General features: G+C 39.3%; 18 protein-coding genes and 3 tRNA genes. 10 read left to right on the top strand and 11 right to left on the bottom strand.

The genetic code is table 11. From position 1 onward, the window contains the following. Positions 1 to 23 precede the first annotated feature (23 nt). A complete protein-coding gene (locus tag C0V77_RS13750; RefSeq protein ID WP_101726918.1) occupies positions 24 to 407 on the bottom strand; it encodes an START-like domain-containing protein in 384 nt (127 codons plus the stop codon). Between the two features lie 204 nt (positions 408 to 611). Here C0V77_RS13750 and C0V77_RS13745 point away from each other — a divergent pair. Beyond that, positions 612 to 685 (top strand) — tRNA-Met (locus tag C0V77_RS13745). 852 nt (positions 686 to 1,537) lie between these two features. After that, entirely contained in the window at positions 1,538 to 3,139 is a 1,602-nt protein-coding gene (locus C0V77_RS13740; RefSeq protein WP_101726917.1) for an HTH domain-containing protein, read from the top strand. On the opposite strand, the gene C0V77_RS13735 is transcribed toward C0V77_RS13740, so the two are convergent. Beyond that, the gene (locus C0V77_RS13735; RefSeq protein WP_101726916.1) at positions 3,131 to 5,014 is read right to left on the bottom strand and encodes a sigma 54-interacting transcriptional regulator; all 1,884 of its coding nucleotides are present in this window, start codon (positions 5,012 to 5,014) and stop codon (positions 3,131 to 3,133) included. The two genes, C0V77_RS13740 and C0V77_RS13735, sit on opposite strands and share 9 nt — an antisense overlap. A gap of 640 nt (positions 5,015 to 5,654) precedes the next feature. Here C0V77_RS13735 and C0V77_RS23180 point away from each other — a divergent pair. Next, entirely contained in the window at positions 5,655 to 5,813 is a 159-nt protein-coding gene (locus C0V77_RS23180; protein ID WP_158237958.1) for a hypothetical protein, read from the top strand. Positions 5,814 to 6,059: 246 nt separating this feature from the next. On the opposite strand, the gene C0V77_RS13730 is transcribed toward C0V77_RS23180, so the two are convergent. The 4 genes from C0V77_RS13730 to C0V77_RS13715 all read right to left on the bottom strand — a co-directional run bounded on the left by C0V77_RS13730 (position 6,060) and on the right by C0V77_RS13715 (position 9,077). Beyond that, the gene (locus tag C0V77_RS13730) at positions 6,060 to 6,446 is read right to left on the bottom strand and encodes a VOC family protein (RefSeq protein WP_101726915.1); all 387 of its coding nucleotides are present in this window, start codon (positions 6,444 to 6,446) and stop codon (positions 6,060 to 6,062) included. An 89-nt stretch (positions 6,447 to 6,535) separates the two neighbouring features. Then, positions 6,536 to 6,880: a hypothetical protein gene (locus tag C0V77_RS13725; protein ID WP_101726914.1), complete on the bottom strand. Its 345-nt coding sequence runs from the start codon at positions 6,878 to 6,880 to the stop codon at positions 6,536 to 6,538. 558 nt (positions 6,881 to 7,438) lie between these two features. Beyond that, complete coding sequence (gene holA, locus C0V77_RS13720; protein ID WP_101726913.1) at positions 7,439 to 8,446, bottom strand: DNA polymerase III subunit delta; 1,008 nt, start codon at positions 8,444 to 8,446, stop codon at positions 7,439 to 7,441. A gap of 4 nt (positions 8,447 to 8,450) precedes the next feature. Next, positions 8,451 to 9,077 (bottom strand): ACP phosphodiesterase, encoded by a 627-nt coding sequence (locus C0V77_RS13715; RefSeq protein ID WP_101726912.1) that lies wholly within the window; start codon positions 9,075 to 9,077, stop codon positions 8,451 to 8,453. Between the two features lie 103 nt (positions 9,078 to 9,180). Between C0V77_RS13715 and C0V77_RS13710 the strand changes: the two genes are divergently transcribed. Then, positions 9,181 to 9,693, top strand: a complete 513-nt coding sequence (locus C0V77_RS13710) for a peptidylprolyl isomerase (protein ID WP_101726911.1) — start codon at positions 9,181 to 9,183, stop codon at positions 9,691 to 9,693. Here the strand turns inward: C0V77_RS13710 and C0V77_RS13705 are convergent. From C0V77_RS13705 to C0V77_RS13695, 3 genes are all read right to left on the bottom strand, one after another. Beyond that, a complete protein-coding gene (locus C0V77_RS13705; protein WP_101726910.1) occupies positions 9,687 to 10,163 on the bottom strand; it encodes a dCMP deaminase family protein in 477 nt (158 codons plus the stop codon). The two genes, C0V77_RS13710 and C0V77_RS13705, sit on opposite strands and share 7 nt — an antisense overlap. Before the next feature lie 190 nt (positions 10,164 to 10,353). After that, positions 10,354 to 11,646 (bottom strand): M43 family zinc metalloprotease, encoded by a 1,293-nt coding sequence (locus C0V77_RS13700; protein WP_101726909.1) that lies wholly within the window; start codon positions 11,644 to 11,646, stop codon positions 10,354 to 10,356. Positions 11,647 to 11,702: 56 nt separating this feature from the next. Continuing rightward, positions 11,703 to 12,650, bottom strand: coding sequence for a PhoH family protein (locus C0V77_RS13695; protein ID WP_101727195.1), 948 nt, complete (start codon positions 12,648 to 12,650; stop codon positions 11,703 to 11,705). A gap of 253 nt (positions 12,651 to 12,903) precedes the next feature. Between C0V77_RS13695 and dnaB the strand changes: the two genes are divergently transcribed. Next, positions 12,904 to 14,511, top strand: coding sequence for a replicative DNA helicase (gene dnaB, locus C0V77_RS13690; RefSeq protein ID WP_101726908.1), 1,608 nt, complete (start codon positions 12,904 to 12,906; stop codon positions 14,509 to 14,511). Between the two features lie 71 nt (positions 14,512 to 14,582). On the opposite strand, the gene rlmD is transcribed toward dnaB, so the two are convergent. Next, entirely contained in the window at positions 14,583 to 15,992 is a 1,410-nt protein-coding gene (rlmD, locus tag C0V77_RS13685; RefSeq protein WP_101726907.1) for a 23S rRNA (uracil(1939)-C(5))-methyltransferase RlmD, read from the bottom strand. Between the two features lie 179 nt (positions 15,993 to 16,171). Next, complete coding sequence (locus tag C0V77_RS13680) at positions 16,172 to 16,798, bottom strand: SH3 domain-containing protein (protein WP_143706097.1); 627 nt, start codon at positions 16,796 to 16,798, stop codon at positions 16,172 to 16,174. Between the two features lie 249 nt (positions 16,799 to 17,047). Between C0V77_RS13680 and C0V77_RS13675 the strand changes: the two genes are divergently transcribed. From C0V77_RS13675 to C0V77_RS13655, 5 genes are all read left to right on the top strand, one after another. Continuing rightward, positions 17,048 to 17,120 (top strand) — tRNA-Lys (locus tag C0V77_RS13675). A 41-nt stretch (positions 17,121 to 17,161) separates the two neighbouring features. Further along, positions 17,162 to 17,234, top strand: a tRNA-Lys gene (locus tag C0V77_RS13670). Between the two features lie 68 nt (positions 17,235 to 17,302). Next, positions 17,303 to 17,485, top strand: a complete 183-nt coding sequence (locus tag C0V77_RS13665; protein WP_101726905.1) for a hypothetical protein — start codon at positions 17,303 to 17,305, stop codon at positions 17,483 to 17,485. Between the two features lie 213 nt (positions 17,486 to 17,698). After that, a complete protein-coding gene (locus C0V77_RS13660) occupies positions 17,699 to 18,028 on the top strand; it encodes a helix-turn-helix transcriptional regulator (protein WP_101726904.1) in 330 nt (109 codons plus the stop codon). A 36-nt stretch (positions 18,029 to 18,064) separates the two neighbouring features. Beyond that, positions 18,065 to 19,066, top strand: coding sequence for a hypothetical protein (locus C0V77_RS13655; RefSeq protein ID WP_216824439.1), 1,002 nt, complete (start codon positions 18,065 to 18,067; stop codon positions 19,064 to 19,066). Positions 19,067 to 19,125: the final 59 nt, after the last annotated feature.

Raw genomic sequence — 19,125 nt, 5'->3', positions numbered from 1 at the left:
CTGTTTAAGCATATTTAACAAAATTATCCGCCTACTATCTCTCTCAGTTTATCAATCATGCCATCCCACAAATCGCTTAGCTCTTCTTCGTCGGTGTTGTCTGAGCAGTCAATAACCTTAAAGAAAGTAGCATTGGTTAGTTCGCTTTGCTCTAATTTAAACTCCACGAAATTACCGCGCTGTTCTTCATTCAGAAAATCAAATTTGGTGGCTTTATTCATTCTTTGCGAACTAAGCCTGGCCGGGTGGCTTTCGTTATCCCACACAAAATCAAAGTTGCCATCGTTCACGTACTTGACTTTAGAAGCGAACCACTGTTGCAAACCTGAAGGCGTGCTGATGTATTGATACAAGACTTTAGGCGAAGCCTTAAATTCATACTCCCGTGTAAACTTAAATTTTCCCATATCAAGTAGTTTGTTGGTTAATCACCCAGGCTATATAGAAACCCAGCGTGAATGAATCATTATTTAAAGAATTTGTATAATTTTTCCTTAAAATTAAGGTTGGTGAATTTTATTTTTTGCAATGTATGAAAACTTTCCCTAATATTGCAACATAATATTAAAACAGGGGCTCGCAAGAGCATTTTTTTTTAATAATTATTATTTGGCGGGGTAGCTCAGATGGTTAGAGCGTAGGATTCATAACCCTAAGGTCGGCAGTTCGATCCTGCTCCCCGCTACTAGATTGCAATTGAGGCATTTCAGGTTAAAACCTTGTGATGCCTCTTTTTTTTGCTTTATATTACAACAGTGTCTGGTTGGGCTTCAATTGTTTTTTTTATAAGATAGAACATTAAAACTGCCGTAAATATTGACTCTTCGTGTTATAATGAAAAACATGGTCTGAATAAATTTTATGCAAAAGTAATGAATCTTTCAACCTACTAATTAGAATACTGATTATCAGTTAATTAAGTTTCATTTTTGTAATAAATAAATGTTTCAGGTGAATATACGTAAGAAATATGGCATAATGAGTTCTCTTGATGTCTGAATTAATATCCTTTTTAAAATCAGGATGTTTTTCGCCCGTTTTTAGAATACCTAAAGCCATCCTTACGAATTAAAATGTGGTTATTTTTTAGATTTTATATTCTGAATGTGCTCCATTTTATTATCAAAGTAAGGGGAACATCATTCCGGCCACTTACTGTGAATGGCATTTTGAACCATACAATGCTTAATTAAAATAACGCATTTTAATTAAATATAAAATACAAAGCGCAACACACAAGCCAAATGTTTAATTTATTAGCACAGGTAACAAATATTTTGCGTAATTTTTTACCCGATATACAATTGGGCATAAAACCAGCTTTTAGATACAACATTTTTAAAATGTAGATGATTGCTGATTTTTTTGATAAAAGCCAGGTATTTTAAATAATTGCCTTTCAAATAATGCCAGCCTTATGAAAACTAAAACTAACCTGTTTAAGTGCTGATTTAGAACATAAAATGCTGATATTCACCCGAATACAAGTAAAATAACAGAATCCTGAAACCTAATATCGATATAAATCTAAATACTAATGTTCTCCAGAGACTATATTCATTATCTGATAGAAAGAGGAAACGATGAGCAAACCCAATTAATTAATACAGACAGGAAGTTATCAGACGCTTTTTTTTATACGTTATGCGCTTTTTTGAACACCAGCGGCGGAGAAGTGCTGATGGCCTATTCTTTTGATAAAGGTGTGATTGGGCTTACTGATACTGAAATTAAAATACTGGAAAAAAGTATTCTTGACGGCATAAATGATGCTGACAAGATACACCCAAAACCCAGACTGGTAATAAAGCCTATCAGCTATGATAACGAAAAGCTCCTATATATAAAAATACCCAATAGCTATTCTGTGCATACATTAGATGGTACCTGGGTTTATGAACGCCGCGGGCCTAAAAATATACAAATAGATAGTTTATCAGACCAGATACGGATTCAGGAAAGAAAAAGGTTTTATTACCCCGACAATAAAATTATTAAATATGTAGATACCAGCCATTTTAATATGGATGTCTACAAAAAGGCGATGAATTTTCTGGCACAAACCAGGCCTTCGCACCCGTGGCTGAATATGGATTTTGAGCAGGTTACGAAGAGTTCGGGCTTGTGGAGAATGGACCTTGAAACCAGAGAAAGCGGTTTTACAGTGGCTGCAGTACTGCTTCTGGGTAAAGATGAGGTAATAAGGGGGATTTTTCCGAGTTTCAGGATTGATGCCATCAGAGAAAAAGATGGTTTTGAAGGCTATTATGACCGCGAAACCTTTACCACTAACCTGATAGACACTTATTACCAGTTAATGGATTTTGTGCGAAAGCATCTGCCAGACTTCTTTGTAATGAATAATGCCACGCGAGTGGGTATCAGAGACCTGATGTACAGAGAGATATTTATCAATTTTCTGACACATCAGGACTACAGCTCGGGGCTGCCTGCCAAATTTGCCATTACCCATACAGACAGCACTTTTACGGCCAACAGCAACCGCATGAACCGTAATACCGACATAGACCCCAACGATTACCAGCCAATGCCAAAAAACCCTATCATAGGCCGTTTTTTGCGTGAACTGGGCCTGGCAGAAGAGCTAGGGTTTGGGCTTAAAAAAATTGCTTCGTTTGTTAGCCAGTTCTCATCAGAAACCGCGCAGTTTCATGATGGCCCTACTTTTCTGGCCTCTATACCGCCTTTAACCAAAAAAGCTGCACCAGAGGCAGACAAGCAAGAAGAAAAAGATAACAAAACAGGAGAGAAGGCTCTTAAAAGAACTGATATTCAACCAGTTAGCGCCAGTCAGCCGGGTAGTACCCTCACAGAAAAACAAAAAGAAAGCCCGTCTGGAAACGGGCCTCTTCATATATTTGATGACTTGAGTGATACAAAAAAGGAAAGATTGTTTGATATCATACAGCTTTTGTCGCAAACGAAGCATACCAACACGCAGGTTTTAACAAAACAACTGGGGGTATCGAGAGAAACAATAGCCAGAGAAGTCAAGATTCTTCGCGAACTCAGGCTTATTGAATTTAAAGGAGCCTTAAAAAACGGCTACTATTTATTAACTGACCGGGGGAATAACATTGCTGATTTTTTGGCTCAAAACCGGTTTAATTCAAAATAAACTCCCGTTTGATTTCTGAAGTGCCGATACCTCATCACCGGATTCCTGTACATTGTTTTCAAATAATTCGGTGTTTTCGCTCAGTATTTCGTTAAAAAAGGTTACTTTTCTTAAGAGCGGCCACTTCTCAGGGTGCAGATTCAATAAATATCTGGCAGCCAGTCTTTGCTGATTTACCTTGCCGTTTTTGGTGTCTTTATATCGGCTCACGGTCATACATTCGTTTTGCCGTTTTCTGCCTCGGGTTGACTTCTTCCCGGCTATAGAATCATGAAACTCTCGATGCGCCATCTTGTCAAGTTCTACTACTTTTATTACCTCAAAATCAGTAAAGAACTCTTCGGCGGTTTTTTCAAGAAAATCAAGATTTTTGCTGACAGTACTGATGGTTTTTGTATTCAGATGCAAACGATACAGCGCCAACTGAGGGGTATCTTGTTTAACTTCAAAACCTTTTTTGTAGGTGCCAAATATTTTTTCCATTTCAAAGCCGCGAATGACCGAGAACTCCGGTTTGGCCAGATTCATCAGATAAACATTCACGAAATGCTCGACAGACACAATGCCGTCCGGCCAGTTTTGTTTCGACAAAAATTCAATGGCCGTTTCATCTACAATAAATTCGGCTCCGGCATTTACCAGCAAGTAATGGAAAATATACTTAAAGTCTTGCTCGCGCTCATGGAACATCGGAATTTTAATTACACTGCCTTGCAAAAGATAATTAAGCAGATGCCACTTAAACTCACCTTTGTTGATCATGGTGTGTAAATTTCTGGCTGCTCCGGCAATAAGCGTAAAGTCAATATCTACTCTGTGTTCTTTTAGAGAACCGCCAAGCGGTGTTATATAACCGTTTTTAAGTGCTGCAAAAAGGGTTTCCTGATTACTGATACTTAGCTGGTCTATATTGTTAATAAACAAAAAGCCCTGATTGGCCTGTTCCAGCTTGCCTAGTTTTTCTTTACCCTGGTTGGTTACATATCGGTTATTCATTATCCGCTTAAAATGCCCGAACGCCTCAGCTTCGAAATCTTCGTTGCTGATTAAGGCGCAATCAAGCTCAATAAGAGGTACTTCATAAGGCAGATTCTTAAACAGATATATAAACGTAACCAGGTCTTTTATTTCGGCACCAGATTTACCATAAATTAGCATATTGCTGCCGGCGGCAATTGCCTGGCTGGTTTCTTCAAAAAATGTCTTTGTTTTCTTGCTGTTGCCAAGAAACGATTTTTCAAAGAAAGGTATGCGTTTCAGAATGTCTTCATCATGTATATCTATGTCTTTAAAAAACATAGAACGGAAAATCTCTCGCTCTTGTAAAAATATCTCTCTTTCTGATTTCAGGTACTTAAACAAAAAGCTGCCAGACTCTAATTTTTTACTTTCTGCCTCTCTTGAAACTTCCGACTTTGCTTTTTGTACTTCCTCGCTCAGTAAATTGATTTGGTCTTCCAGCTTTCGCTTAATCAGATTGTTTCTTTTCAATGACTGTTCAACCCGAAATAGAATTGCCTTAAAAGCCGTAAACTGACTTTTTGAATCTATCTGGTAACGCTCAATGACATCAAACAAACCGCCCTTACGATAAATCTCGAAAATATCTTCATAGCTGTCTCTGGGAGAGATAATCATAATCGTAGGCACCTCAGGGAAGTTACGGTGCAGCCCCCAGGCAAATTCAATACTCTGCTTGGTAGAAGAGAAGAAATGCTCGTCAATGATGATGGCATCAAATGAATACTTCGGGTTATCTAACAAATCGAAGATAACAGCATGATCCAGCTCAACGTGGGTTGAGTGATTTTTTCTTAACCACGTTACGAAGTCTGTTCGTTCATGGAAGAATTTACCTGTTAATAATAATTGCATTAGAGGATAAGCACGAAATAGGATTTGCAAATAAACTTACTGCAAGTGATTGAAAATGAAATTTTTACGATGGCATTGATGAAGTAAAAAAATACCTCTGCACAGATAAGACCTGGCGTCAGATTCGTTTTTCATGTCTATCACTTATGTAAATGTAGCAAAAGCAGCAGCAGGTAGCAAATTTTTATAATGCCAATTAGGCGTTGACACAATAAAAACACAAGAAAAGGGTAGGAAAAACGAAAAATTAAAGCCTGATGGCACAAAAAACAACTTCAAGATAAATACTAAAGAAGTCTGATAATCAATAGTTTGAGCAATGGCTTAAAATTGGTTTGGGTAATAATAGGTCTATTTTAGGCCATAATTAATTTAATATTTTGTTTTCAATGTTTTTATATGGGCATAACATAAAACCGGTATAATTAAAGACCCGATGTATGGCACTTGAGTTTCTCATTCAAACCAGCATTAATGGCTTATAGATAAAGCCCGAACCCATTTAATAGAGCATCGCATAAAAACCAAAAAATAAATGACCAACTTATTATTTTGAATACCGATTGGCTTATCGTTGACAATTATTCCCTTCAAATAATATAGTATTACGTTTCAGGCAATAATTTCCCATATTTAGTTTGTGTCTGGTACTGAAATGATATATGAGTCTGCCAAAGCTGAAAAGAGTTGCAACGGCTTACAAGGCATTAGATATGAAGTACTTACCAACGGGCTAAATTATATGGGTTCAATAAGAATAGAAGTAGCATGGGCATTGATGGCCAGATTAAAAGGCTGAATATAAATACAAACCATTGAAGATTTTTAAGCAAGAAATATAGGTTCAAAAAGAGGTGCAGGTGCCATGAATCATTTAAAAATGCAGTTATTTATAGCGTAAAAAACAACTGACACTATAAATACACTACAAATAAGAGCATTGACACAATAAAACAATTAATAATAAATCGCAGCTGAAATGAAAAATAGAAAGCGCGGCTGTGTTCTTTTAAGAATACGGCCACGCTTTTTATTGAAGAAAAGTTTATTTGTTTGAATGAAGGCCTAAAGAATTACCCTCAGAGTCAATAAAGAAGGCCATAAAACCGGTTTGTTCATCAATGAGGGTTTTGGGCATAATAACCTGCCCGCCTGCAGGCACTATTCTGTCGACGACCAATTGCAGGTCAGGATTAGCATTCAGGTACACCACTATTCCGGTTGTGCCGGGTTCATGACTTTGGCCTTTTACAAGCGCACCGCCAACATAAGGTGGTTCTGAAGGAAACATGGCCATCTGGAAGCCCGGCATGTCAAGGGGTGTCAATGTAAGGTCAAAAATGGCTTCATAAAATTTTTTGGCCCGGTCGAAATCAGTCACAGGAATTTCGAACCAGTTGAGCGCATTGGTTAATTTACTGAGTTTTTCCATTCTTTTTCAGTTTTGCAATCAGTTGATATTTATGAAATTATAAAAAAAACAGCAAATACCAAAGACAACCCTTCAAACACACCAAAAGCCTAAACCACCAGATACTTTCTTATCAGCATCAGCATGTGCAGATAAGTGCTGTCTTCTTCATATTGTGATTCGTCTGAGTAATCTATTTCTTTAAGGCGGTCTTTGTCTTTTCTAATCATCCACCAATCGCGCAGCTCTACAATATACTTTTTTACCTTTTTATATTCATCGCTGCTATCCCAGTCTATTACCTCAAGCACTTTGTCTTTCTCCAGGGCATCCATAAATATCTGAAACGCAATGTGCAATAATAAAGTATCTCTCTCTATCCAGCTATAATTAGGCAGCGATTCAATATGCACCGGGTTATTGGAGAAGGTCAGTTTTCTTTTCTTCTGTTCCACTAATTATTTAGATTTTTTCTCTGCTTAGTACAGAGCGATTTAGAGGATACGAATTTATATATAAAATCCCGACTATGGGTCAGGGAAGGCCAAATAAAAAAAATGAAGTGACTTAATTCATAGTATCCGAGCATAGATGCTGCGCCATAAACTACCAATTCAATTTACGGCTATTTATAATTGTACCAACCGATAAAAACCGGAATACTGATTAACAAACACTAAAAAAGTAGTTTGTATATAATGGCTAAAATGCCATAAAACAGGAGAGAAGAATCGTACTTTAAAAATGAGGCAGTTGATGGGAAATAATAAAAAATACGCAATTTATTAAACCCAAAAGCCTTTTGAAAGCTGCGCCAAGAGCAAAAAAAAGTGTTGGTTGCGGGTAATTATTGAAGCAAAAAGAACTGGGATGGGATTTCTCAGATTCAGTGCATTTTACCAAAACCTTAGCAACAAATTGGCCAGTTTAGTTGCCGCTGAAAATCAGATTTAAAATCCTTATCACTACCAATTACTTACTATATTTAATTAAAAAGCGAAATACTTTTAATACTAATGCAGTATTTCAAAAACCAGTCTTTTAAGAATATCGCCCTCCGTTTCTTCGCCGGTTTCCACACCTTTTGACTTCAAATCAGCTATTTTCAACGAGTGAATTACCGACCTCAATTTGGTAAACGAATAGTTTCTTGCAGCGTTAATATAATCTTTGGCAAAGAAGCTGTTTACCTTTAATAAGGCTGCAATGCCGCTATCAGACTTTTCGCCGGAAGCATGCACCAATAATACCTTGCTGAAAAAATTATAAAGGATAATGATAACAGGTTGTATGGGGTTGTCTTTTGGGTTATTGCCAAAGTAAATAATTATCTGGTTAGCCTTTACTATGTCTCGCTGAATAAGCGCTTTCTGAAGCTCAAAAACATTGTATTCTTTACTGATACCAACATACTTTTGAATCAGGTCTGCATCAATACCATCGCCGGCTTTTATATTCAGTATTACTTTCTCAATTTCACTGGTCAGTCGTTTTAAATCATTGCCTATGTGTTCAACAAGTAACTGAATAGCCTTCGGGCTTATCTTAACGCCCTTGCCATGGCAGTAATTGGCCACAAAATCGGGCAACTGGTTGTCATATAATTTCTTTGAGTTAAACAGCACGCCACTTTTGCCAAATGCTTTTACCCACGCTTTGCGTTCGTCTTGCGCATTACCAAAAGCCAGTACCAATATTGTAGTACCCAAGGGTAGCAGCGCATATTCTTCTATCAGTTTCTGGTTTTCTTTCTGGTCAATTCCCTGAATCTGCTGTGCATCTTTCACTATTATTAATTGCCGCTCGGCCATCATCGGGAAACGCCTCGCATAATTCAGCAGGGCACCCACATTCAGGTCTTTACCAAAAAGCACAAATTCATTAAAGCCCTTCTCGTGTTCGGGAATGGCCAGGCTCTGAATTTTCTCTACTATTTGCTCAATATGAAAAGGCTCTTCACCGTGTAAAAAATACAGGGCTTTAATAGTGTCTTTTTTTATTGATTTCAGTATTTCTGACATGTTCTTATTGTATTACGATACTGTTATGTGAAAAATGGTTTTCCTGTAAAAAGCTTGTACACTGCTGCACCAGTTGCGGGAAAAAAATTTTGAAGTTTTCATCAAAAAATACATAATGTGCCTGCAGGTCGTTTACTGCCTGCTCCATATTCGACTCAAAAACTGCTCTTTTGGCTACACCCGTAAGGGCGCGTTCAATGCCCCAGAACTCGGCATAGTTTTTCAGCCAGTCGTACTTAATCATCGATTCAATAACCGGCCTCATTTTATCCGGCAAAAGGTGCCAGTGGTCTATAAATGCCTGATGCACTCTTTTTCTGAATACATCAAATGGTTCAGTAGAATACAGCTCCCAATGGCGTGCCAGAAAGTGATCGAAAAAAATATCAATTACCACCGAAGCATACTTATGGTATTTATCATAAAGAACAGACTTTGAGGCGCTAATTAGCAGATGGGTATCGGTAAATGAATCAATGAGGCGATGCAATAAAATGCCTTTTTTAATGTTTTCTGAAAAATGGCTGTTTCTCGGATGCTCAATTCTACCAACCACGTAGTCTTCCAGCATATTGCCAACGAGTATTTCCTGGTTGTCGCCGGATAGAAATAAATGCGCTAAAAAATTCATTTATAAGGGTAGAATTTGTACGTTTGTGGCAAAGTTATGAAATATCGGGGTAATAAAATACCTCATTTTTAAAATTGAATTGTAATACATTAAATCAAAAAATATGAAAGTTGAAGCCCAAAAAGTTGTCACTGCCATCTACGAGCTCTATGTGGGCGAGAATGACGAGAGGGAAATTATCGAGGTGTCGGATGAGAACGATCCTATTGTGTTTATACATGGCCTGAGTGGCTTGCCAGAGGCATTTGAAAAAAATCTGATTGGGCTTGGTGCAGGCGATACCTTTGATTTCTCTATCAGCGCGGAAGAAGGGTATGGCGAAGTAGACACCGAAGCATTAATTGATTTTCCGATTGAGAATTTCAAGATTGATAACGGAGAAGTACCGGAGGGAATGCTTGAAATAGGCAATTATATTCCGTTTTCGAACGAAGAAGGACAACGCATGAACGGCAGAGTAGTGGAAGTACAACCTGAGGTTGTGATGCTCGACTTCAACCATCCTTTGGCTGGTGAAACATTGCATTTTAAAGGCAAAGTGCTGGGCGTAAGAAATGCCAATCCGGATGAAATAGCACACGGACACGTGCATGGCGATGGGGGAGTACATCACTGATTACCCCCATACTGCTCTACATCAATTCCGAACTTACGTAGAAAATCAACTCCTTCGTCAGTAGGAATCCCTTTGTATTTCGCATAAGATTCCAGAAAAATTACACGTTTTATTTTCATACTGAAAATAACCCTGGCACACGCTATACATGGCGACAACGTTACGTAGAGCGTGCTGCCTTCCAGATTAGCTCCGTTTTTTGAAGCATAGAGTATGGCATTTTGCTCGGCGTGCAAAGCCAAAGAACAACTACCTTTAGAGTCGCGCGGGCATCCCGTTTCAGGATACTCCTCATCACAATTATGCGTGCCAGACGGCGGGCCATTGTACCCAATAGAAATAATACGGGTGTCTTTGGCTAATACAGCCCCGACCTGAGCCTTTACACAATGCGAACGCAAGGCCAGGCTTTTAGCCAGGTTCATAAAAATATCATCAAAATCGGGTTTATCTTTTTTTACTATCTCCATTGTGGGTTCATGCGTATGCTTAGGTTTCTACTGGTACATAGAACCGCAAAGCTAATAAAACCTGCTAATAAAAATGCCGGACGGCATTGATTAAAAAAATAAAAAACGATACATACAAAAAAACAAAACGTTGAGCAAAAGTAAAGGTTGCTCAACGTTCGTTTTATAAACTATCATTAAATTTTATGCGCTATAATATTACCAGCCGCCTTGTAGCTTGCTGTTCCTTAGATGTTACCCGCATAAAATAATTACCCGGCACCAGGTCTGAAGCATTAATACTTACCACTGTACTTGGGTAATCTTTAAATGTGGCAGTGTAAAGGTTTCTGCCTTTTATGTCTATCAGCGAAATAGTGAAATCCTGAAAGTCTGGCAATAACACCTGCACCTGAATATTCTCTTTAGTGGTTGGGTTGGGTATGAGGTTAACGGCAAGCGTGGTTGAAGGAGGCAGCTCAAATCTGGCGTAGTTAACAACCCTTTTACGTCTCTGGCTCAGGTCTAATACCGCGCGCATTCTGTCTTTTTGCCCTAAAGTAAAAATATTCATGCAAGAGTCTGGCGAGTAGTCCATATAATTCTCAATCATATTTCTGGTAAGGGTTCCATTGCAATTAGAGAATTTATCGGTGCAAAAGGCCGAATTATTTGATTCAGAAGTTGGCGGAGTATCTGCTACGTAATCAGTGCCGCAATATTCATCTCCCCAGGTATGAATTAGACCCAGCCAGTGGCCAATTTCATGAGTGGTGGTTCTGCCCATACTGTAAAGACCTGATGTATTAGTGCCTGATTTTTTCCCGAACACCCGGTAATCAATAAAAACTCCGTCGATGTTTTCGCTGGCTTGTTCGCTCAGCCCGTCTACGGTTTCAGCATAGGGAAACTCGGCATAACCTATATATGGGCTGCGGAAAGTAGTTACCCAGATATTCAGGTACTTGTTGCTATCCCAATACCCGAGGTTAGAAAGGCGCGTGCGGTCTGCATCGCTTATCAGGCTAAAACTTGTTGTATTTGTATAATGACGGGTAATACCCGAAGTTGGATTACCGTTTGGGTCTTTTGAAGCCAGAAAAAATTCAATTTTTATATCGGCACCTACCGGATTGCTATTAAAACCCAATGTACCTTGTTTGCGCCGGTAATCTTCATTAAGTACTTTTATCTGTGAGAATACCTGCTCATCGGGAATATTATTATTTCGGATTGAGCCATCTGACTGATTATGGACAATATGTACCACCACCGGAATACGGATAACGTCTTCATTGGCTATACCGATACGGCTTTTTTGATTTTCGGCACTTATAACGTTGGCTAATGCCTGTTCAAACCTGAGTTTTTTGATGGCCCGGCCTGCATTGTTAACGGAGCGGATAGAATCAATAGCAGCATGGGCACAAATTAAAGTTCTTTGTGCCCATGTTTGCCATGTAAGCAGCATAAATAGCGGCGTAAAGTATAAAGTTTTTTTCATGCTTTTATGACGAGAGAAAAGTAGCCTATGGTTGCAACGGAACCCGCCGGTTATTATTATTTACTCTCGGCTTTTTCATAAGCATTTAATATGTCTTTAACCAATCGGTGTCTTACCACGTCTCTGCCATCCAGTTCAACAAATCCTATACCGGTTATATTCTTCAAAATTTCTAAGGCATCAACCAGACCCGACCGCTGATTTTTCGGTAAATCCACCTGTGTTCTGTCGCCGGTAATAATGGTTTTAGAAAGTGGCCCCATCCGTGTCAGAAACATCTTTATCTGCATGGGTGTGGTGTTCTGTGCTTCATCTAACAAAATAAAGGCATTGTTCAGTGTACGCCCGCGCATATAGGCCAGGGGTGCAATCTCTATGGTGCGGTTTTCGATATAAAATTTCAGTTTTTCTGCCTGAATCATATCGTCCAGCGCATCATAAATAGGCCGCAGGTAAGGGTCAATTTTTTCCTTTAAATCACCCGGCAAAAAGCCCAGGTTCTCTCCGGCTTCAACGGCCGGGCGGGTAATGATAATCTTCTTTACTTGTTTATCTTTTAATGCTTTTACAGCCAATGCCACGGCGGTATATGTTTTACCCGTACCGGCAGGGCCTGTGGCAAAAACTATATCATATTTATTGGCGGCCTCAATCATTTTTTTCTGATTGGCAGTTTTGGCGCGTACTATTATACCTCTTGTTCCGTAAACGATTACGTCATCGTCAGTAGCTTCATGATTGGCCGACTCTATGTCTTGCTGAATATAATTTTTTACCTGGTCGTTGCTTATTCTTCCGTATTTATGATAATGCTCAAGCAGCGACTCAAGTATATCTGAAATTTTGTTGATTTCTTTGTCGTTCCCTTTTACCAGAATCTGATTCCCTCTTGAAATTATCTTGCTTTCCGGGAAAGCAGCCGCTACCATTTTGATATTACTATTTTCTACTCCGAGAAAATCTATCAGGGAAACCTCGTCTAATGTGAATACTTTTTCTGTCAAAATACTTTTGTGTTTGTTTTTTAAGTTCAATTACCGTTTCTGTCTATAAAACGCAGGAAAACAAAATTAGTTTTTCTTACTGCTTTGAAATGATTTGTCAAAAATCAAAAATTATTCACAATATCTTAAGTTTTTTCCACAAAAAAATTCACGTTTATGAGTTAAATATTGACTATCAATTGTTTATATAATAACAGGCACATAGTACGTGTTTTTTAAGAAGTGTATTTTTTCTTAACATTGTATTAACATTATGGAATATATGAATCCAAATACTACAACGGGCAGAAATCAGGGACAAAGAGGTATAGGCAAGAACCCAACTTACGAGGTGCTTCGTCCTGAGTCCGGCAAACTCCCTCCACAGGCAATAGAGCTGGAGGAAGCAGTATTGGGTGCCTTAATGATTGAAAAAGATGCACTGACTACGGTTGTGGATATTCTTCAACCCGGCAGTTTCTATAAAGAATCTCATCAGCGTATTTACAATGCCATTCTGATACTATTCGGTAAATCTGAACCAATCGATTTATTAACCGTTACTTCTCAGCTGCGTAGCCTGGGCGAATTGGAGTTTGTAGGTGGTGCGCAGTATCTGGCCCGTCTTACAAGCAAGGTAAACTCGGCCGCTAATATTGAATGGCATGCTCGTATTATCTCTCAATCGGCAATTAAACGCGATATGATACGTGTGGCAGGGGATATTTTGCGCGATGCTTTTGAAGACACTACCGATGTATTTAATCTGCTTGACAGAACAGAGCAGACTTTCTTTGAGATTTCGGAACGTAACATCAGAAAGAGCTATGCCGATGCCAGCTCTATTATGCGTGCGACAATTGACGAACTTGAAAAAAAGAAAAATAATAAAGACGGCCTTACGGGTGTTGCCAGTGGTTTTACTGAGCTTGACCGCATAACGAGTGGCTGGCAGAAAACCGAGCTGATTATTATAGCCGCCAGGCCTGCGATGGGTAAAACCGCCTTCGTGGTGTCGGCGATGAGAAACGCAGCCGTTGAATGGAATGTTCCGGTGGCCATTTTTTCATTGGAGATGTCATCAACCCAGCTGATGTTGCGGATGATTTCTGCAGAAGCAGAAATTGATAGCGAAAAGCTAAGAAAAGGAACCCTTGAAAGCCACGAATGGCAGCAATTGCACCACAGGATTGACCGGTTGTCTAAAGCGCCTATTTATATTGACGATACCCCGGCCTTGTCGGTGCTTGAATTAAGAGCCAAATGCCGCCGCTTGAAAGCTCAGTTCAATATCGGGATGATTATTATTGATTATCTTCAGTTGATGACCGGAGATACGGGAGGGCAGAAAAGCGGTAACCGTGAACAGGAGATTGCAACCATATCGCGCTCGTTGAAAAACCTGGCCAAAGAAATTGATGTGCCTGTAATTGCACTTTCGCAATTGAGCCGTGCCGTGGAGACCAGAGGCGGAGACAAACGCCCGCAGTTGTCTGACTTGCGTGAGTCGGGGTCTATTGAGCAGGATGCCGATATGGTTATGTTTTTGTACAGACCGGAATACTATAAAATAACTCAGGATGAAAACGGGAACCCCACAGCCGGTGTGGGTGAAGTGATCATAGCCAAAAACCGTAGTGGTACCGTTGATACCGTAAGGCTGAGGTTTATTGGTAAATATACCAAATTTGCCGACCTGGACGGCTTCTACACACCTGTGCACGACAGTTTTACTGATTTTAACGGCCCGAAATCGTTCCCGACTACTAATGCACTGGATAGCTTTGAACAAGGAGGTGGAAATGCAGGCGGGGCGCCTGTTACGTTTGGAAGCAAAGCAAATAAGCCGCGTAACCCTGACGAGGAAGAATTTCCGTTCTGATAATTAAAACCCGGAGCCCGAATGATATTATGGCAGATAAGGATTAACCTCTCTATCTGCCATTTTTATTTTTACTGCTTTAGTTCAAGCAAAGCTATGTTTTCAACATGGTGTGTATGTGGGAACATATCAACAGGCTGAACCTTTAGAATACGATATTTTTCGCTCAAAATAGCCAAATCACGGGCTTGTGTGGCGGGGTTGCAACTTACATAAACTATTCTTTGCGGGGCTACATCCAGAATTGTGCGGGTAACCGGCTCGTCCATTCCGGCGCGTGGCGGGTCAGTAATAATTACATCCGGTTTACCTTTCAGTTCAATAAACTCACGGGTCAGAAATTTGCGCATATCACCGGCAAAAAACTCGGTATTATGTATGTTATTTACCTCAGAATTGATTTTTGCATCTTCAACTGCGGCTTCTACGTATTCAATACCTATAACCCTGCTGGCTTGTTTAGCTACAAAATTGGCAATGGTGCCAGTGCCGGTATAAAGGTCATATACCAGTTCGTTGCCTGTCAGGCCTGCGTATTCGCGGGTAAGTTTGTAAAGCTCATACGCTTGCTCAGAGTTGGTCTGATAGAACGATTTGGCACCGATTCTGAAAATCAGATCCTCCATTTTTTCTTCTATATACGGCTTACCAGCAAAAGTATGTACATCAAGGTCATGGAAGGTATCGTTTCGCTTTTGATTCAAAACGTAATTCAAAGACGTGATTTCAGGAAACTTTTCTATGAGGTGACTCAGTACCAGCTCAATATCAGATTCATTGTTTTGTGCAAATTGAATCATCACCATCAGATGGCCGATAGAGGTGGTTCTAATCATGATATTACGTAAGAAACCCTGGTGCGCAATGTGGTCATAATAGGTATATCCCTGCTCATTGGCCAGGTCGCGCAGGGCAAGTCTTATCTGATTAGAAGGGTCTTTTTGCAGATAGCATTTTTCAATGGGTAATACTTTTTCGAAACGCTTGGGCACATGAAAACCCAGGGCGTTTTTGTCGGTATCTTCTCCAAGGCTGGCTTCTTCTCTGGTAAACCAACGGCTGTTAGAGAAAGTAAACTCCAGCTTATTTCTGTAAAAAGTAGTATTGGCCGAACCAAGAATATCATTTATAACGGGGAGCTCAAGCCGGCCAATGCGGCTCAGTTGGTCTTGCACCTGCTGGCTTTTTAGTTCTAATTGTTTTTCATAAGGCACGTGTTGCCATTTGCAACCCCCACAAACCCCGAAATGCTGGCAGAAAGGAGCAATGCGCAGCGGAGAGGCCTCCAGTATTTCTAAGACGTTGGCCTCAGCATAGTTTTTTTTGCGGTTATTCACCCAAAGTTTCACTTTATCGCCAGGCGATACGTTACTGCCTTCAATAAAAATTACTTGTCCGTTGTGCCTTGCAAAACATTTACCCTCTGCTGCAAAATTTTCAACCTCTATACTGTCAATTACGAATGTTTTGTTTTTGGCCATTGCTTGGGTCAATTCTGTTTATAATTGTGCAAAATTACCGAACTTAGAATTAACATCAAAATTGAAGCTGAAGAGAGTCAGAAACCCACTGCTACACATTAATGCCCAAGGCACAGGTTAAATTCTAAAGGTATGCAAAAGTTATATAAAAGACTTTAACCAGCCAACGGCTCTAAGAATTAATGAATCAGGAGAATATCGCTTTGTTTAATGTAACAGAACTTGCCGTCCCATAGAACCTGATACCAGATGTCTTCAGAATTGATTACATTAAGCCTGTGGCCTTCGCTGATGATGCCAACGATATGCGAGGCCGCCGAGGGGTAGTCGCGCAGGTACACCTGCTCGTTTTTTATAATGGCGGTGCGGTAATTATTAGGAAGATTGATAAGCACCGACAAGAAAACCAGATATACCAGAAATAGTATTTTGTGCGGGATAGGGCTATATTGATTATTGAGCCTTTTGATTAGAAAAACTGCAAATACATAGATGCCAATAATTAAAAATCCCGCCCAAACGTATATGGAATATTGCCTGAAATAATACAGAAAATAATTGAGGTCGTTTTTTTCATACCCCTTGTAGCCGTTTTCGGTGGCGATGGTATAAATTTTCTCAAAGACGCGCTCATCAGCATACCTGAAAGAGTACAGATTAAGGTAGTAAAGCTCCATGACGAAGTCGCCACGGTTTTCATAAATATTTGCCAGCTTCAGATAAACCTTCGGATTAAAGTTGGGGGTTTCGGTAATTATTTTTTCATAAAGAGAGGCCGCTTCGTCAAATTTTTTCTGTTTAAACAAAGAATCTGCAGTTGTGTATAACTTTTTTTGAGCTTGACTATCAACGAATTGTAAAGAAAATATGAATATTATAAAAAGTTTTTTCTGAAATTTCAAAAAGTATGTTTGCATCATAATATCAAAAAATGTAATTTTGCACCGCGATTCAGGAAAAGGGGTAACACCTCCAATGAATTAAGAAAGCAAAAGTAATGAATTTTAGTTCTTCTTTCAATTTCTTCTTTTCAGATTTCTGAATAACCAAAATAAGATTCCGTAGCTCAGCTGGTAGAGCAATACACTTTTAATGTATGGGTCCTGGGTTCGAGTCCCAGCGGGATCACAAACGTTACAACCTTTTTTCGAGTAGATAAACCAGTATAAGATTCCGTAGCTCAGCTGGTAGAGCAATACACTTTTAATGTATGGGTCCTGGGTTCGAGTCCCAGCGGGATCACAGAAAAAGCCTCTCTTTTCAACCAGAGAGGCTTTTTGATTTTTATAATTTTTCTAAAATCTACTACTATGGAAAAACGAAAAGCTCCAGTTTTTACTTTAAGCATTGTGGCCATTATAGTTGGGGTAGCGTTGTATAAACAGTTCGACTTTAAAACACTTCAATTTCAGAAACCCGCTTTGGCTGCGGTTTACGGAATTACCTTTTTGTTTGCCGTTTATGTGTTGATACGAAATTGGGGGAAGAAGTAAAGATTAGTGACTTCTTGATAAGACTTTTATTCAATTGAATATCCTGGTTTTATGTTTCTTCTTTTACTAAAATTTCTTCAATAACTATTAACCCTGCCTATCTAAAGGCTGGGTTGCAATTTTATACATAAAAATTTAATCAAAAAACCATTGCAAACCACATTTGCTGCACTTAAATTCGCAACCAATTAGTTTCTTAAACAATATGTAATTATGAGGCGAGATGTTTTTCAGGCCATTGCAGACCCCACCAGAAGGGCCATTATTGCCCTGATAGCCTTGCAAGCCATGACCCCCAATGCCATTGCTGAAAACTTTAATACTACACGGCAGGCGGTGTCTAAGCATTTGCAGATACTGACAGAATGCGAGCTTGTAAAACAGGAGTTTCAGGGCAGGGAGATTTTCTATTCACTTGAAATTGAAAAAATGAAAGAAATAGATAAATGGCTGGAGCAATACCGTAAGATATGGGAGAACAGATTCAACCAATTAGATGATGTGCTGGCCACATTAAAAAACATGAGTCATCCCGAATTTTAGGATAGTAGATAAAAAAAGAACCTTCTGGTTAAATTTGTGAATCACTACAAACGCAAATTTTTACCAGAAGGTCTTTTTATGTTTACAATATTATCAAAAATTAAGACTACTCCCAATAAGTCAGGTATTTTTCTTCTTTGTCAATCTAATCAATACCTAAAAGGTATTCTTACGCAACTTGATTTGCAGATAGATAAGCGCTTAAGTCGTACCTTTTTTGATTTATTCACGGCAATTCTTCTATTCCGTAACCAGAAAATGGGCTTATTGCTGAGTGAATTAGGCGGGTATATCTGTGGTTTTGCTCATGCCCCTGCAGGCACAAAGCGTATCAGCAATTTACTTCGGAGCAAGAATTGGGAAAGTAAGTTGATTGATAATTTTTTATTTGCTAAAGCCAAGGAACGTATCAAGGACTTACAGACAAGAGGTCTACGTCCCCTATTGTTGTGGGACGATAGTCGGATAGAGAAGCCAGAGAGTTGGTTTGCAGAAGGATTGTGTAGTGTGGACAGCAGCAAGGGTAAGCGATTGATGAAAGTCAAGACAGGCTTCTATCATCCACCTGCTAATCGGATATGTGTGCCGGGCTTTCATTGGACAGCCGTATTAGTAAGTGCTTTAGGAGAAGTTCCGTCAGTCTGTCAGATGAGTTGGTGGACATCTAGAGGTAAATACAAGGAATGGGCTTCTAATATCATGTTCCGAATGCTCAGAAAACTTAATGATTCCTTAATAGTGAGGGTTTTGCATGTGCTCGACAGAGGTTATGCTTGTGCGTGGACCATTGAGTGGATGAATCATTTTCAGCAAGACTTTCTGGTTCGATGGAAGAAAAATATCCTGTTAACTCATCCCCAAAAAGGCACGAAACAAACTCATCAGCTTGCGCGTTCAATGAAAACAACTACTAAGAAACTCGTAGTTGATACCCAACGAAAAATCATTAAACATGTTTGCATTGCTTTTTGTGAAGTCGCTCATGCTGACTTTCCACAACTGAGATGGTTCATTAAATCGGCACACTTATTTGCATAAATTTTGCAAACATGGGAGATTCAAAAAAGCTGATGAGTCGTCGTAGTTACGATGCTGAT

The organism is Emticicia sp. TH156, from assembly GCF_002855535.1.
In the GTDB taxonomy this organism is placed as follows: Bacteria; Bacteroidota; Bacteroidia; order Cytophagales; family Spirosomataceae; genus Emticicia; species Emticicia fluvialis.
Note: the sequence above shows the minus strand (reverse complement) of the source record. Positions and strands in the feature narration are given on the sequence as shown.